The sequence below is a fragment of the Streptomyces sp. NPDC025638 genome, assembly GCF_055558775.1.
Genome location: NZ_JBVHLX010000021.1, coordinates 107,424 through 123,569 on the forward strand (window position 1 = coordinate 107,424; position 16,146 = coordinate 123,569).

Here is a 16,146-nt window from a genome sequence, read left to right on the forward strand (position 1 = left end):
GCGCCGTGTTCAACATCTTCGAGGAACTGTTCGCACCGGGCCGTAAGCACACCCGCGACGAGCGGAACAGGCTGGAGCTGACCCGGGAGGACGTCGGGGACAACGATCCCGGGCGCGGGCCGATAGACCTCGAATCCGGGAAGGTCGTCGTGCGCCGGCCCAAGCCCTCGGACGAGTCCGTGGAGGAGTAGGCGGACCGTCAGCGCACCTCCAGTTCCAGGATCCGGTCGTCGCCCTTCTTCGGCGTGCCCCGGCCGTCGGTGTTGCTGGTGACCAGCCACACCTTGTGGCCGCCCGCCGCGACCACCGTGCGCAGGCGGCCGTACTCGCCGGTGAGGAAGGCCTGCGGGGCCGCCGAGGTCTGCGTGCCCTTCAGGGGGATGCGCCACAGCCGCTGTCCCTTCAGGGCCGCCATCCAGATGACCCCGTCGACATGGGCGATGCCGCTGGGGGAGGCCTCGTCGGTGTGCCACTGGGCGATCGGGTTGTGGTGGGCGGGGTCGGACGACCTGCCCTCCGCCTCCGGCCAGCCGTAGTTGTCGCCGGGCTTGATCGCGTTCAGTTCGTCCCAGGTGTCCTGGCCGAACTCCGAGGCGAACAGGCGCTGTTTGTCGTCCCAGGCGAGGCCCTGCACATTGCGGTGGCCATAGGTGTACACGGGGGAGTCGGGGAACGGGTTGCCCGGGGCCGGCTCGCCCTCCGGGGTCATGCGCAGGATCTTGCCGCCCAGCGACTTCTTGTCCTGGGCGAGCCCCCGCTGCCCGCTCTCGCCGGTGCCCGCGTAGAGCATGTTGTCCGGGCCGAACGCGATCCGGCCGCCGTTGTGGATGTAGCCCTTGGGAATGCCCTTGAAGATCGTGTCCGGGGCGCCCAGCTGATCACCGGCGGGCCTGTGCGCGTCGTAGATCATGCGGACGATGCGGTTGTCCGAGGCCGAGGTGAAGTACGCGTAGATCATGTGGTCCGAGGCGTAGTCGGGGGAGAGGGCGATGCCCAGGAGGCCTCCCTCGCCGGCCGCGGACACCCCGGAGACCGTGCCCAGCTCCGTCTTCCTGCCCGTCTTCTCGTCGACCCGGGTGATCGTCCCGTCGTCGCGCGAGGACACGAGCAGCCCGCCGTCCGGCAGGCGAGCCAGGCCCCACGGGGTCTTCAGGTCCTCGGTCACGGTGCGCAGCACCTTCACCGAGCCCTTCGCGGGCGGGGTCGGCTCGGTCGCCCGCCCGGACGGGGAGCCGCCGGACGCCGTCCCCTTCGGCGTCGTACTCAGCCCCCCGAACGGGGCTCCCCCTCCTCCGGAGGAACAGCCGGCCGTCAGCAGGAGCGCGGCCGCGGCCAGTACGGCCGACACAGCTCGACGTTGCACGATCATCGTCCCTTCGACGCGGCGCCCCGGCGGCGGGTCCTACTTCTCATACACCCGCTCGCACCGTCCGGGTTCCCGATCTCCCGGAATCGGAGCCCCGCCGGACGTCTCAGTCCCACGATCCCTGTGCGGGCGGCAGCTGGGCCAGCGCTGTCAGGTCCTCCGGGGTGAGCCGTACGTCGACCGCGTCAGCGTTCTCCGTGGCCCATCGGTAGTGCTTGGTGCCGGGGACCGGGACCACGTGCCGGCCCTGGGACAGCACCCAGGCCAGCGCCACCTGTGCGGGGGTGACCTCCTCCCCGTGCCGGCGGGCCACCCGGCGCAGGCCCGCGACGATCGGCTGGTTGGCGGCCATCATCTCGGCCGTGAAGCGGGGGTGGCGGGCCCGCAGGTCGTCGGGTTCGAACCCCTCGCCCGGAGTGAGCGTGCCGGTCAGGAACCCGTTGCCCAGCGGCATCGCCGCCAGGAAGCCGATGCCCCGCGCCTCGCACCACGGCAGCAGCGCGTCCAGGGCCTCCGGCGACCACACCGACAGCTCGGCCTGCACCGCGCTCACCGGGAAGACCTGCTGCACCCGCTTCAGCTGCCGGAGCGTCGCGTCGTGCAGCCGCGCCCCGGACCGGCGTCCGCCCCGCGCGCCCACCGCGCACAGACCCAGCGCCCGTACCTTCCCGGCCCGCACCAGCTCCGCCATGGCGCCCCAGGTCTCCTCGACGGGGACCTCCGGGTCGGCGCGGTGCAGTTGATAGAGGTCGATCACATCCGTCTGCAGCCTGCGCAGCGAGGCGTCGCAGGCTCGCTTCACATATCCGGGCCGCCCGTTGGCCACGATGTGCTGATCGCCCACCAGCAGGCCCACCTTCGTCGACACGAAGGCGTCGTCGCGCCGCTGCTTCAGCACCCGGCCCAGCAGCAGCTCATTGGTGAACGGGCCGTACATGTCGGCCGTGTCCAGCAGCGTCGAGCCCAGGTCCAGCGCCCGGTGCACCGCCCTGAGCGACTCGTCGCCCCGCTGCCGAGACCCGCTGTACGCCCAGCTCATCGGCATGCATCCAAGTCCGACGGCCCCCACCGCGAGCGCCCCCGCGCCGATCGTCCTGCGCTCCACCTGCTCGTGAACCTCCCTCTACCGGCCCCCAACCTAACCTCTGCCTGCCCGGGTGCCTGACATAGCCTCCTGACCATGACCTCAGACGTATGGCTTCCCATTCCGCCGCAGGACATCGAGGGGCTTCCCGGCGGGCTGAACTACCTGTTCTGGGACGGGGGCAAGGACGGGAATCAGGCGTTTCCCGGCGATCCCGCGGATTGTGTGGTGTACGTGGTGCCGTACATGAAGCGCCAGTCCGTCAAGGTGCGCCCCCTGGAGCCGATGCGGAACCTCCAGGTCGTCCAGACCCTCACGGCCGGCGTCGACGACGTCACCGCGCGGCTGTCGTCCATCGTGCCCGGCGTCCGGCTCTGCAATGCGCGCGGTGTGCACGAGGCGAGCACCGCCGAGCTCGCGCTCACCCTCACCCTCGCCGCCCTGCGCGGCATCCCGAAGTTCGTCCTGGCGCAGCAACAGGGGCAGTGGCAGAGCGAGTTCCACCCCGCCCTGGCCGACAAGTCCGTCCTGATCGTCGGCTACGGCTCCATCGGCTCCGCCATCGAGGACCGGCTCGTGCCCTTCGAGGTCGCGCGGGTGGCGCGCGTCGCGCGCTCCGAGCGCACCACGGCGCGCGGCCCGGTGCACCCGCTCACCGAACTGCCCGCCCTGCTTCCGGAAGCGGACGTCGTCATCCTGTCCACGCCCCTGACGGAGTCCACTAAGGGCCTGGTCGACGCCGAGTTCCTGGCCCGGATGAAGGACGGGGCGCTGCTCGTGAACGTCGCCCGCGGGCCGGTCGTCGACACGAAGGCCCTGCTCACGGAGCTGGAGTCCGGGCGGCTCAGCGCGGCCCTCGATGTCACCGACCCGGAGCCGCTGCCCCCGGGGCATCCTCTGTGGCAGGCGCCCGGCGTGCTGATCAGCCCCCATGTCGGCGGGCCCACCTCGGCCTTCCTGCCGCGCGCCAAGCGGCTGCTGGTGGACCAGTTGCACCGGTTCGTGAACCGGGAGCCCCTGCGCAACGTGATCCTTACGACGGGCTCCACCGGCGCATGACGACGGGCGCAACCGGCGTGTAATCCGCTTCGGGTACCCTCCGCAATCTTCCGGACGCGGTGCGTGCGTTTATTGCCGCTGGTCGTTACGGAGCGTAGAGAAGCTATGTCCCTGAGTGACGAGACTGGTGTATCGTCCCGACAGGGGCTGCGCCGCGCACCGTTCGGCGCCGGGGATGGACATTTCAGATATGTGAGGGGGGCGACGGGCGATGCACGGCCTATGGACGAACGATCCGACGCGGCGGAGCCGTCGGCGGCGACCCTGGCGCACGACCGCGCGCAGACGCGGCCACCACAGCAGCCATCACCACCACCGCAGGCCCAGCGGACGCAGGAGGCATGCGCACCCAACGCCCCGGTACCCGAGGGACCCGGGAGCGACGCGGACCGGGAGCACCCGGTGAGCCCGCCGCCCGCTGTGCCGACCGCCCTCAACGGGACGCTGCGGGCGCAGCCTCCGTCGAGGAAGCCACTGCCCCGGCCGCCGGCTCTCGGCGGCGGGTCCGGCCTGGTCCACCAACTCGGCCTGGCCCTGGTGAGCGCGGGATACGCCGTCGGTTCCGCGCTCGGCTGGGGTTCGGACGAAGTCGCGCTGATCATGGGTGACTTCGGACTGACTGCCGCGGCGGGCACCGCCGCCGTCTCGTGCTTCCTCTACGCGCGCACGCCCCGGGTCCGCTTTCGACCCGCCTGGCTGCTGTTCGCCCTCTCCTCGGCGATGGCGGCCCTGGGCAACGCGGTCTGGGGGTGGTACGAGGTCGTCCTGGACCAGCCCGTGCCCAGCCCCAGCTACGCCGATCTGTTCTTCCTGTGCTTCGCGCCGCCCGCCATCGTGGGGCTGCTGGTGCTGGCCAAGCGGCCGGTGACGAAGGCGGGATGGATCTGCCTGGCGCTCGACGCCTGGCTGATCGGCGGCTCGCTGCTCACCCTCTCCTGGAGCCTGGCGCTCGCCCAGGCGGCCAGGTTCGACGGGCCGAGCGTGGCGCACACGGCGCTGTCGCTGGCGTATCCGCTGCTCGACATCGCCCTGGTCAGCATGGTGCTCGCGCTGCACTTCCGGCGCTCGCCGGGCAACCGCACGGCGGTCAACACCGCCATCGGCGCGCTCGCCCTGACCGTGATGTGCGACGCCCTGTTCACCTCGCCGCTGCTGCACAGCAGCTACCACTCCGGCCAGCTGCTCGACGCGGGCTGGTTCGCCGGTTCGCTGCTTCTCGCCTACGCGCCCTGGGCCGCACCCCGGCGCCACGGCCGGCCGGAGCCCGAGCGGCACGGCGGCGACGGGCACACGCGCGTGGTCCACGAACACGTGCCCGGCCAGCGTGCGGCCGGTCATCCGCAGGCCGAGCACCGGCAGGCCGACCGCCCGCAGGCAAATCACCCTCAGGCCGACCACCCGCAGGTGCCCGCGCCCGCCCAGGGGGGTGATCACAGCCGGTATCCGGCCGGCCGGCCCCTCACCGGCTCGCTGGCCGCGCTCACCCCGTACCTGGCCGCGGCCGTGTGCACGCTGGGCATCCTGTACAACGTCCTCAACGGCCGCAGTCCCGACCACGTAGTGCTCATCACCGCCGGTGCCGTCGTGCTCGCGCTCGTCGTGCGCCAGGGCATCATGCTGCTCGACAACATCACGCTCACCCAGGAACTGGCCCAGAAGGAGAACCACTTCCGCTCCCTGGTCCAGGGCTCCAGCGACGTCATCATGATCGCCGCGCCCAACGGCATCCTCCGCTACGTCTCCCCGGCCGCCGCCGGGGTCTACGGCCGGCCCGCGGAGGACCTGGTGGGCACCGAACTGGCCAATCTCATCCACCCGGAGGACCTGGGCCGCGTGGTGCACGAGGTGCGCCGGTTCCTCGCCGCCAGCCCCCTGGAGGAAGCCACCACCCGCATCGAGTGCCGGTTCCGGTCCGGCGACGGCGGCTGGCTCAACGTCGAGTCCACGGTCAACCGCCACCACGGCGGCCTCATCTTCAACAGCCGGGACGTGACCGAGAGGGTGCGGCTGCAGGCGCAGCTCCAGCACAACGCCGAGCACGACCCGCTCACGGACCTGCCCAACCGCGCGCTGTTCACCCAGCGTGTGCAGCAGGCCGTGTCCGGCCGCCGCGCCTCCGACCGCGGCGCCCATCTGCGCGGCACCGCCGTCCTCTTCATCGACCTGGACGGATTCAAGGCCGTCAACGACACGATCGGGCACCAGGCCGGGGACGAGCTGCTCGTCCAGGCAGCCCGCAGACTCCACGACGCGGTGCGGCACGGGGACACCGCCTCCCGGCTGGGCGGCGACGAGTTCGCGGCCCTGATCGTCGGGGACGGCACCCGTGACCGCAGTGCCCGGGAGCGGCACATCCTGGAGCTCGCCGACCGCCTCAGGCTGACCCTCTCCCAGCCGTATCTGATTGACGGCAACGATGTCCGTGTCAACGCCTCCATCGGCGTCGCCTTCGCCGAGCCGGGCCTGGGAGCGGGCGAGTTGCTGCGCAACGCCGACCTCGCCATGTACCGCGCCAAGTCGGCTGGAAAGGGCCGGGTCGAGCTGTACAAGCCGCAGATGCAGCAGGACGTCGTACGGAAGGCGGAGCTCGCCACGCGCCTGCGTGCCGCGCTGCACGACGGCGAGTTCGCCCTGCTGCACCAGCCGGTGGTGTGCCTGGCCAACGGCCGGATCACAGCGGTCTCCGCGCAGGCACGCTGGCGCTCCTCCCAGGGGGTGCTGTTCACCCCGGCCGAGTTCCTGCGGGTCGCCGAGGACAGCGACAAGACCTCCGAACTGGACCGCTGGATCCTGGAGGAGGCCGTGGAGCAGGCCGCCGAGCGCGCCGCGACGGGGCTCGCCGTGCCCGTGGGCGTGCGCATGTCCGCCCGGCGGCTGCTCGACCGGTCGATGCCGCTCGGCTCGGTGGAGGCCCTGCTCACCCGGCACGGGCTGCCCTCCGGCTCACTGGTGATCGAGCTGTCCGACACCGACCCCCGGGTCTCCCTGGACGAGCTGGAGCGGCGTCTGGGCGCCCTCAAGCGGCTGGGTGTCCGGATCGCGCTGGACGGCTTCGGCAGCGGCTACGCGGCGATCACCGCCCTGCGGCGGCTCCCCGTCGACGTGCTGAAACTCGACCGCAGTCTGGTCGAGGGCGTCGTCGAGTCCGCGCGGCTGCACAAGATCACCAATGGGCTGCTGCGCATCGCCGCCGACCTGGGCATGCAGTCCGTGGCCGAAGGTGTGGACCTGCCGGAGCAGGTGGTCGCGCTGCGCTCGATGGGCTGCACACACGGGCAGGGCATGGCGTTCGCCGGGCCGCTCGACGAATACCGGCTGCGCCGGGCGCTCGGATCCGGCCAATATCCGGTTCCGCTCGGACCGGCCGAGCCGGCGTTCGCGGGCGGCGGCGCGGGGGTGTACACAAGTGGTGTGCCCGCTGTCTTCGGAGGCGGAAGTGCCCTTCGCTCACATAATGAGACGCCCGTCCCACCCACTTGACACGTGGTGCGCGTCGGGGGGAGGGTCAGTGCCATGCGCACCCGAATTCTCGTACTTGGACAGCGCGTCGGCTGAGCTGGGACCTACCGGAGGACGATCCGGAATCCCCAGCGACCACACCGGCGCGCTCCCCTCGCTTGCCTTTTGGCACGAGGGGTTTTTTGTTGCACCAGCACTATCCGTACGGACGTAAAAACCCGTACGAACCTCGCGAAAACCCTCAGCATCGAGAAGAGAATGCCGATGACCGAGCAGGCCCCCGGGGCCCACCATCCGCAGCCGCGGCCCCGTTCCGGAGGACAGCAGTCCGCGACCGTCGAGCACGTCACGGGTGCGCAGTCCCTCATCCGTTCGCTTGAGGAGGTCGGCGCTGACACGGTATTCGGCATTCCCGGTGGCGCGATCCTGCCGGCGTACGACCCGCTGATGGACTCCACCAGGGTCCGCCACGTCCTGGTCCGCCACGAGCAGGGCGCCGGCCACGCGGCCACGGGCTATGCGCAGGCCACCGGCAAGGTCGGCGTCTGCATGGCGACCTCGGGTCCGGGTGCGACGAACCTGGTCACGCCGATCGCCGACGCGCACATGGACTCGGTGCCGCTCGTGGCGATCACCGGCCAGGTCGCGTCCAAGGCGATCGGCACGGACGCCTTCCAGGAGGCGGACATCGTCGGCATCACGATGCCCGTCACCAAGCACAACTTCCTCGTCACCAAGGCCGAGGACATCCCGCGGGTGATCGCGCAGGCGTTCCACATCGCCTCCACCGGACGCCCCGGCCCGGTCCTGGTCGACGTCGCCAAGGACGCCCTCCAGGCGAAGACCACCTTCTCCTGGCCGCCCGTCATGGACCTGCCCGGCTACCGGCCCGTCACCAAGCCGCACGCCAAGCAGATCCGCGAGGCCGCCAAGCTGATCACCTCCGCCAAGCGGCCCGTCCTCTACGTCGGCGGCGGTGTCCTCAAGGCACACGCCACCGCGGAGCTCAAGGTTCTCGCCGAGCTCACCGGAGCGCCCGTCACCACCACCCTGATGGCGCTCGGCGCGTTCCCCGACAGCCACCCGCTGCACGTGGGAATGCCGGGCATGCACGGTTCGGTCACCGCCGTCACCGCGCTGCAGAAGGCCGACCTGATCGTCGCCCTCGGAGCCCGCTTCGACGACCGCGTCACCGGCAAGCTGGACAGCTTCGCCCCGTACGCCAAGATCGTCCACGCCGATATCGACCCCGCCGAGATCGGCAAGAACCGCGTCGCCGACGTGCCGATCGTCGGTGACGCCCGCGAGGTCCTGGCCGATCTGATCCAGGCCGTCCAGAAGGAGCACAGCGAGGGCCACAAGGGCGACTACACCGCCTGGTGGAAGGACCTCAGCCGTTGGCGCGACACCTACCCGCTCGGCTACGACCAGCCCGAGGACGGCTCGCTGTCCCCGCAGCAGGTCATCGAGCGGATCGGCCGGCTCGCCCCGGAGGGCACGATCTTCGCGGCGGGCGTCGGCCAGCACCAGATGTGGGCCGCGCACTTCATCCAGTACGAGAAGCCCGCCACCTGGCTGAACTCCGGCGGCGCCGGGACGATGGGCTACGCGGTCCCGGCCGCGATGGGCGCCAAGGCCGGCGTGCCGGACCGTGCGGTCTGGGCGATCGACGGCGACGGCTGCTTCCAGATGACCAATCAGGAACTCACCACCTGCGCCCTGAACAACATCCCGATCAAGGTCGCCATCATCAACAACGGCGCCCTCGGGATGGTCCGCCAGTGGCAGACGCTGTTCTACAACCAGCGTTACTCCAACACCGTTCTGCACAGCGGTCCCAACGACGTCAACCCGGACGCCAGGGGCACCCGCGTCCCCGACTTCGTGAAGCTGTCGGAGGCCATGGGCTGCTACGCGATCCGCTGTGAGAGCCCGGAGGACCTGGACAAGGTCATCGAAGAGGCGAACTCCATCAACGACCGCCCGGTCGTCGTGGACTTCATCGTTCACGAGGACGCGATGGTGTGGCCGATGGTCGCCGCCGGCACCTCCAACGACGAGATCATGGCCGCCCGGGACGTCCGCCCCGACTTCGGCGACAACGAAGACGACTGAGCGAGGAAGACCACAGAGAAATGTCCAAGCACACGCTCTCCGTCCTGGTGGAGAACACGCCGGGCATCCTGGCCCGGATCGCCGCCCTCTTCTCGCGCCGTGGCTTCAACATCGACTCGCTCGCGGTCGGTGTCACCGAGCACCCCGACATCTCCCGCATCACCATCGTGGTGAACGTCGAGGACCTGCCGCTGGAGCAGGTCACCAAGCAGCTCAACAAGCTCGTCAACGTGCTGAAGATCGTCGAGCTGGAGCCGGCGCAGGCCGTTCAGCGCGAACTCGTTCTGGTGAAGGTGCGTGCCGACAACGAGACGCGCTCCCAGATCGTCGAGATCGTCCAGCTGTTCCGCGCCAAGACGGTCGATGTCTCTCCGGAAGCCGTGACCGTCGAGGCCACCGGAAGCAGCGACAAGCTGACCGCCATGCTCAAGATGCTGGAGCCGTACGGCATCAAGGAACTGGTCCAGTCCGGCACGATCGCGATCGGCCGCGGCGCCCGCTCGATCACGGACCGTTCGCTGCGCGCTCTGGACCGATCCGCGTAAGGCTGAGTACGGGCGGTTTCGCGCCGCCCGTATGCCGAGACCCCGAAACTTCACTTCCGCCCGCCGTCATACGGTGGGAGCAACATCTGCACACCAAGGAGAGAACCCAAAGTGGCCGAGCTGTTCTACGACGCTGACGCCGACCTGTCCATCATCCAGGGCCGCAAGGTCGCGGTCATCGGCTACGGCAGCCAGGGCCACGCGCACGCCCTGTCGCTGCGCGACTCCGGTGTCGACGTCCGTGTCGGTCTGCACGAGGGCTCCAAGTCCAAGGCCAAGGCCGAGGAGCAGGGCCTGCGCGTGGTGAGCCCGGCCGAGGCCGCCGCCGAGGCCGACGTCATCATGATCCTCATCCCGGACCCGATCCAGGCCCAGGTCTACGAGGAGTCCATCGCCCCGAACCTGAAGGACGGCGACGCGCTGTTCTTCGCCCACGGCTTCAACATCCGCTTCGGCTTCATCAAGCCCCCGGCCGGCGTGGACGTCGCCCTGGTCGCCCCGAAGGGCCCGGGCCACCTGGTCCGCCGCCAGTACGAGGAGGGCCGCGGCGTTCCGGCGATCGCCGCCGTCGAGCAGGACGCCACGGGAGGCGCCTTCGACCTGGCCCTGTCGTACGCCAAGGCGATCGGCGGCACCCGCGCCGGCGTCATCAAGACGACCTTCACCGAGGAGACCGAGACCGACCTGTTCGGTGAGCAGGCCGTGCTGTGCGGTGGCACCTCCGCCCTGGTCAAGGCCGGCTTCGAGACCCTCGTCGAGGCGGGCTACCAGCCGGAGATCGCCTACTTCGAGTGCCTGCACGAGCTGAAGCTGATCGTCGACCTCATGTACGAGGGCGGCCTGGAGAAGATGCGCTGGTCCGTCTCCGAGACCGCCGAGTGGGGCGACTACATCACCGGCCCGCGCATCATCACGGACGCCACCAAGGCCGAGATGAAGCAGGTCCTCGCCGAGATCCAGGACGGCACCTTCGCCCAGAACTGGATGGACGAGTACCACGGCGGTCTGAAGAAGTACAACGAGTACAAGACCCAGGACGCCGAGCACCTGCTGGAGACCACCGGCAAGCAGCTGCGCAAGCTGATGAGCTGGGTGAACGAGGAGGCGTAGGCCTCAGGGCCGGGGCCGGGGCGAAAAGCTCCGGCCCCGTTGTCCATCCCGTCCACCACGGACGGGTGATCCTTCCGCAGAGGCGCAAGATGACCTCCGCTGCGCAACTACACTGCTGCTCAACAAACGCGTCAGGCCCACAGCGTCGTGCGTCTTCCGCGGCTAGCCCCTCCTCCGCCTGCGGCCGTCGGGACGGCCGTCCGCATGCTTTGGACTTGTGAGGACCTCACGTGAGCTCGAAACCTGTCGTACTCATCGCTGAAGAGCTGTCGCCCGCGACCGTGGACGCACTCGGCCCCGACTTCGAGATCCGGCACTGCAACGGCGCGGACCGCGCCGAGCTGCTCCCGGCCATCGCCGAGGTGGACGCGATCCTGATCCGTTCCGCCACCAAGGTCGACGCCGAGGCGATCGCCGCCGCCAAGAAGCTGAAGGTCGTCGCGCGTGCCGGCGTCGGCCTGGACAACGTCGACGTCTCGTCCGCCACCAAGGTCGGCGTGATGGTCGTCAACGCCCCCACCTCCAACATCGTGACCGCCGCCGAGCTGGCCTGCGGTCTGATCGTCGCCACCGCCCGCAACATCCCGCAGGCCAACGCCGCGCTGAAGAACGGCGAGTGGAAGCGCAGCAAGTACACCGGCGTGGAGCTGGCCGAGAAGACGCTGGGCGTCGTGGGCCTGGGCCGCATCGGTGCCCTCGTCGCGCAGCGCATGTCCGCGTTCGGCATGAAGGTCGTCGCGTACGACCCCTACGTCCAGCCCGCGCGCGCGGCGCAGATGGGCGTGAAGGTCCTCTCGCTGGACGAGCTGCTGGAGGTAGCCGACTTCATCACCGTGCACCTGCCGAAGACCCCCGAGACCCTCGGCCTCATCGGTGAGGACGCGCTGCGCAAGGTCAAGCCGAGCGTGCGCATCGTCAACGCGGCGCGCGGCGGGATCGTCGACGAGGAGGCGCTGTACTCGGCGCTCAAGGAGGGCCGCGTCGCGGGCGCCGGACTGGACGTCTACGCGAAGGAGCCCTGCACCGACTCCCCGCTGTTCCAGTTCGACCAGGTCGTCTGCACCCCGCACCTCGGCGCCTCCACCGACGAGGCCCAGGAGAAGGCGGGCATCGCCGTCGCCAAGTCCGTCCGCCTCGCCCTCGCCGGTGAGCTGGTGCCGGATGCGGTGAACGTGCAGGGCGGTGTCATCGCCGAGGACGTCAAGCCGGGTCTGCCGCTCGCCGAGCGTCTCGGCCGCATCTTCACCGCGCTCGCGGGCGAGGTCGCGGTCCGTCTCGACGTCGAGGTGTACGGCGAGATCACCCAGCACGACGTGAAGGTGCTGGAGCTGTCCGCGCTCAAGGGCGTCTTCGAGGACGTCGTCGACGAGACCGTGTCGTACGTCAACGCGCCGCTGTTCGCCCAGGAGCGCGGTGTCGAGGTCCGGCTGACCACCAGCTCCGAGGCGACGGACCACCGCAACGTGGTGACCGTGCGCGGCACGCTCGGCAACGGCGAGGAGGTGTCGGTCTCCGGCACGCTGGCCGGCCCCAAGCACCTCCAGAAGATCGTCGCGGTCGGCGACTACGACGTGGACCTCGCGCTCGCCGAGCACATGGTCGTCCTGCGCTACGAGGACCGTCCGGGTGTCGTCGGCACCGTCGGCCGCATCCTCGGCGAGGCGGGCATCAACATCGCCGGCATGCAGGTCGCCCGCGCGGTGGCCGGCGGCGAGGCGCTGGCGGTGCTGACGGTCGACGACACGGTTGCCTCCGGCGTGCTGACCGAGGTTGCCGAGGAGATCGGGGCGACGTTCGCCCGTTCCGTGAACCTGGTCTGAGGTGACCGTCCCTGGGGGCTGCCGCCCCCAGACCCCCGCTTCGGCCTGAACGGCCGCGTGCACAGACGCCGGGCGGGCCGAGAGATTTCCTCTCGGCCCGCCCGGCGTCCTGTGTTTCAGGCGCTCTGTTCGTTGCCTGCTTCAGACGTTCTGCTTCTCGCCGCTGCCGATCTTCCGCAGCGTCGCCGCCGAGGCGATCGCCGCTCCCGCCAGCACCACCGTTCCGGCGATCGCCGCCGCGTGCATCCCGCTGGTGAACGCCTCGCGTGCCGCCGTGGCCAGGGCCTTGCCCGCGTCGCCGGAGAGATGACCGGCCGTCGCCAGGGCGCCGCCCAGGGTCTCCCGGGCCTCGGCGGGGGCCGACGCCGGGATGCCGTGGCGGTAGACGGCCGTACCGATGGAGCCGAGGACCGCCATCCCGAGGGCGCCGCCGAACTCCGCGCCGGTCTCCAGAAGGGAGGACGCGGCGCCCGCCCGCTCGACCGGGGCGGCCCCCATGGCCAGGTCGGTCATCTGGGACATCACCATGACGATGCCGGAGGCGAGCACGCCGGCCGCGGCGAGGGACAGCCACAGGGAGTCCGTGCCGGTGAGGGCCAGCATCGCGTACCCGGCCGCCGCGGTCGCGAAGCCCGCCGCGACGACGTAGCCGCGGTTGACGCCCTTCTGCACCAGTGAGGTCGCGAGCGGGGCCGCCATGCCGATCGGCACCGAGGGGAGCAGCGCCCACAGGGCCGCCTCCATCGCGCTCTTGCCGAGTACCGACTGCAGGTACTGCGTGGTGAAGAACGCCGAGCCCATCATGCCGAAGGAGGAGACGAGGTTGAGGACGACGGCCGGGGCGAAGCCGCGGCCGCGGAACAGGGCCGGGGAGATCATCGGGGAGTCGGCGGTGCGCTGGCGGCGGACGAAGAGGGCCGCGAACAGCAGGCCGACCGTGATCGAGACGACGTACTGCGGGTGCCAGCCCTGCGAGGGGATCTCCTTCAGGCCGTAGATCACGGGGAGCACGGCGGCCATCGACAGGGGGACGCTCAGCCAGTCGAAGCGGCCGGGCTCGGGGTTCCTGGACTCGGGGAGCAGGACCGGGCCGAGGACCAGGAGCAGTGCCATCGCGGGCAGGTTGACCAGGAAGACCGAGCCCCACCAGAAGTACTGGACCAGGACACCGCTCATGACCGAGCCGAGTGCCACGCCCGCGGTCATCACACCGGACCAGATACCGATCGCCTTCGCGCGCTGGCCGGGGTCGGTGAACATCGTGCGCAGCAGCGCCATGGTGGACGGCATCAGGGTCGCGCCGCCGATGCCGAGGACCGCGCGGGCGGCGATCAGGGTCTCCGCGCTGTTCGCGTACGCCGCGACCAGTGAGGCGGTGCCGAAGGCGGCGGCGCCCAGCAGGAGCAGTTTGCGGCGGCCGATGCGGTCGCCCAGCGAGCCCATCGTCATCAGCAGGCCGGCCAGTACGAATGCGTAGATGTCGAAGATCCACAGCTGCTGTGTGCCGCTCGGCTCCAGGTCGGCGCTGATCGCGGGGATCGCGAAGTAGAGGACCGAGACATCCATCGAGACCAGCAGCAGCGGAAGCATCAGCACACCGAGCGCCGTCCATTCGCGGCGGCCGGCACGGGCGGTCGGGGTCGTGGTGGTGCTCGTCGTGTTCGTCATGACAGCGAATGTACAAGCGTCTTAAACGCGTGTCTAGAACGCTTGTATAAGTCATGCGTCTAGGACACTTGTATGGATCGGCGGTAGGCTGGTCCGCATGGGACACCGTGAGGATCTGCTCGAAGGCGCCAAGCGCTGCCTGCTGGAGAAGGGGTTCGCGCGCACCACGGCGCGCGACATCGTCAAGGAGTCGGGGACGAACCTCGCCTCGATCGGCTATCACTACGGCTCGAAGGACGCGCTGCTGGCGCAGGCCTATGTCGCACTGGTGGAGGGCATGTCCGGCGCCTTCGACGGAGGAGGTGCCGTGGAGCCGGAGGGCGCGCCCGGGTCTCTGGAACGCTTCCGGTGGGTGTGGTCGAACATCACAGGCACCATGCGTGAGCCTGGTTCGATGTGGCGCCTCAGCATGGAGATCGTGGTCATGGGCGACCAACTGCCCGAGGTCCGCGACCATCTGGCGATCGCCCAGCGGGAGGCCGGCCGAGGTCTCATCCCGCTGCTCATGGGCGGTCGCGAAGAGGACGTCCCGGACGAGACCGCGGACACCCTCGGCAAGTTCTACCTGACCCTGATGACGGGCCTCATCGCGCAGTGGACCTTCGACCCGAAGACCGCCCCCGACGGGGAGACGCTGACGGAGGGCCTGCGCCAGATCATCGAGGCCGCCACCCGGACCTGACGTCCTGGAGCCGGGCCCCCTTCAACGCCATGTGCAACAGCAGGCGGTCCTCGCCGTCGTCCAGGTCCAGGCCCGTCAGCTGTTCCACCCGGGACAGGCGGTAGTACAGGGTCTGACGGTGGATGCCCAGCTCGGCGGCGGTGCGGCCGGCCTGGCCCGCGCGGTCGAGGTACACCTCGGCGGTGCGGGCCAGCTCCTGGTGGGCGGGGGTGAGCAGCGGGGCCACCGCCCGGTCGCGGGTCGCCTCGGCGGGCAGTGAGGTCAGCAGCCGGTACGGCCCGATCCGCGCCCACTCGGCCACCGGCCCGAACTGCGGCTCCGCCAGCGCCGCCCGGGCCGCCCCGACCGCCTCGTGCCAGGCGGTCCCCAGCTCGGCGAGCCCAGGGCGCGGGGCGGCGATCCCGGCGGCCGCCGCGGAGCCGCCGCTCCCGCCCGCGCCCTGGGCCCGCTCCAGCAGCCGCCCCGCCGCCGAGACCGCCGGGGTCACCGTGTCCGTCGAGCGCAGCCGCACCAGCAGGGCCAGTGACTGCGCGGACGTACCCCAGGGAACGGTGCACAGGGCTGTGGCGCCCGGCAGGGTGCGTACCGACGGCGCGTCCTCGGGGTCGGCCGAGGGCCAGGGGGCCACGCACACCACCGTGTGCGGGCCGTCCGCGCGGTTGCCGAGAGCCGCACGCAGCTCGGCCACCGCCATGTCCCGCTGCCAGCCGGGCTCGGCCGTCAGCACCGCCCGAAGCTCCCGGGTGAGGTCGGCCCCGGCCTGCGCCTCGTCCGCGAGCAGCGCGCCGATACGGGCCGTGACCGCCATGGCCGCCGTCAGCTGCTGCTCGCTCGGGCCCGGATCGTCGTCCAGGAGCCAGACGTAACCGAGGACGACACCCCGATGGCGTACCGGAAGGCAGATTCGTCCCCGGTACACCCCCGCCTCCGGGGTGCGCGGGATGCGCACGGGTCCCGTCGCCCGGGTGATGCCGAAGCCCTCGAACCACGTCCGGACCGCCGCCGTGGAGCGCCGGGTCAGGATCGAGCGGGTGCGGACCGGGTCCAGGGCCGAGGGGTCGAGCTCGCCCTCGCTGTCGTAGGCGCCGAAGGCGATGAGCTCGAAGTCGCGGTTCTCCAGCGTCGCGGGCGCGTCCAGGAGCTCCGAGATCTCGTCGACCAGTTCCTGGTAGTCACCCTTGTAATCGGCCGTCACGCGGGCATTCTCCCGCATTTCCGTACCGCCTTCATACAACTGT

At 70.6% G+C, this 16,146-nt stretch carries 12 protein-coding genes; 8 read left to right on the forward strand and 4 right to left on the reverse strand.

The genetic code is table 11. The features are described 5' to 3' along the window. Window positions 1-5: 5 nt before the first annotated feature. Entirely contained in the window at window positions 6-191 is a 186-nt protein-coding gene (locus tag ACZ4EG_RS39235) for a DUF6191 domain-containing protein (RefSeq protein WP_390711951.1), read from the forward strand. A gap of 8 nt (window positions 192-199) precedes the next feature. Here the strand turns inward: ACZ4EG_RS39235 and ACZ4EG_RS39240 are convergent, their stop codons facing one another. After that, the gene (locus ACZ4EG_RS39240) at window positions 200-1,369 is read right to left on the reverse strand and encodes a PQQ-dependent sugar dehydrogenase (RefSeq protein WP_467794032.1); all 1,170 of its coding nucleotides are present in this window, start codon (window positions 1,367-1,369) and stop codon (window positions 200-202) included. A 103-nt stretch (window positions 1,370-1,472) separates the two neighbouring features. Further along, window positions 1,473-2,471 carry an aldo/keto reductase gene (locus ACZ4EG_RS39245; protein WP_467794033.1) on the reverse strand — a complete coding sequence of 333 codons (999 nt, stop codon included), beginning with the start codon at window positions 2,469-2,471 and terminating at the stop codon, window positions 1,473-1,475. A 75-nt stretch (window positions 2,472-2,546) separates the two neighbouring features. On the opposite strand from ACZ4EG_RS39245, the gene ACZ4EG_RS39250 reads away from it, so the two are divergent. The 6 genes from ACZ4EG_RS39250 (at window position 2,547) to serA (ending at window position 12,558) form a co-directional block, all read left to right on the forward strand. Then, window positions 2,547-3,509: a 2-hydroxyacid dehydrogenase gene (locus tag ACZ4EG_RS39250; RefSeq protein WP_467794034.1), complete on the forward strand. Its 963-nt coding sequence runs from the start codon at window positions 2,547-2,549 to the stop codon at window positions 3,507-3,509. A 402-nt stretch (window positions 3,510-3,911) separates the two neighbouring features. Next, window positions 3,912-6,989, forward strand: a complete 3,078-nt coding sequence (locus ACZ4EG_RS39255; RefSeq protein ID WP_467794058.1) for a putative bifunctional diguanylate cyclase/phosphodiesterase — start codon at window positions 3,912-3,914, stop codon at window positions 6,987-6,989. Window positions 6,990-7,232: 243 nt separating this feature from the next. Further along, complete coding sequence (locus ACZ4EG_RS39260) at window positions 7,233-9,083, forward strand: acetolactate synthase large subunit (protein ID WP_453558263.1); 1,851 nt, start codon at window positions 7,233-7,235, stop codon at window positions 9,081-9,083. 20 nt (window positions 9,084-9,103) lie between these two features. Then, on the forward strand, window positions 9,104-9,628 hold the full coding sequence (gene ilvN, locus ACZ4EG_RS39265; protein WP_263213052.1) for an acetolactate synthase small subunit: 525 nt from the start codon (window positions 9,104-9,106) through the stop codon (window positions 9,626-9,628). A 111-nt stretch (window positions 9,629-9,739) separates the two neighbouring features. Next, the gene (gene ilvC / locus ACZ4EG_RS39270; protein WP_467794035.1) at window positions 9,740-10,738 is read left to right on the forward strand and encodes a ketol-acid reductoisomerase; all 999 of its coding nucleotides are present in this window, start codon (window positions 9,740-9,742) and stop codon (window positions 10,736-10,738) included. Between the two features lie 230 nt (window positions 10,739-10,968). Then, window positions 10,969-12,558 (forward strand): phosphoglycerate dehydrogenase, encoded by a 1,590-nt coding sequence (gene serA, locus ACZ4EG_RS39275; protein ID WP_467794036.1) that lies wholly within the window; start codon window positions 10,969-10,971, stop codon window positions 12,556-12,558. 141 nt (window positions 12,559-12,699) lie between these two features. On the opposite strand, the gene ACZ4EG_RS39280 is transcribed toward serA, so the two are convergent. Continuing rightward, entirely contained in the window at window positions 12,700-14,226 is a 1,527-nt protein-coding gene (locus ACZ4EG_RS39280; RefSeq protein WP_467794037.1) for an MFS transporter, read from the reverse strand. Between the two features lie 97 nt (window positions 14,227-14,323). On the opposite strand from ACZ4EG_RS39280, the gene ACZ4EG_RS39285 reads away from it, so the two are divergent. Further along, window positions 14,324-14,908 (forward strand): TetR/AcrR family transcriptional regulator, encoded by a 585-nt coding sequence (locus ACZ4EG_RS39285; protein WP_453561657.1) that lies wholly within the window; start codon window positions 14,324-14,326, stop codon window positions 14,906-14,908. On the opposite strand, the gene ACZ4EG_RS39290 is transcribed toward ACZ4EG_RS39285, so the two are convergent. Continuing rightward, window positions 14,883-16,121, reverse strand: a complete 1,239-nt coding sequence (locus tag ACZ4EG_RS39290; protein ID WP_467794038.1) for a PucR family transcriptional regulator — start codon at window positions 16,119-16,121, stop codon at window positions 14,883-14,885. The genes ACZ4EG_RS39285 and ACZ4EG_RS39290 overlap by 26 nt on opposite strands. Window positions 16,122-16,146 lie beyond the last annotated feature (25 nt).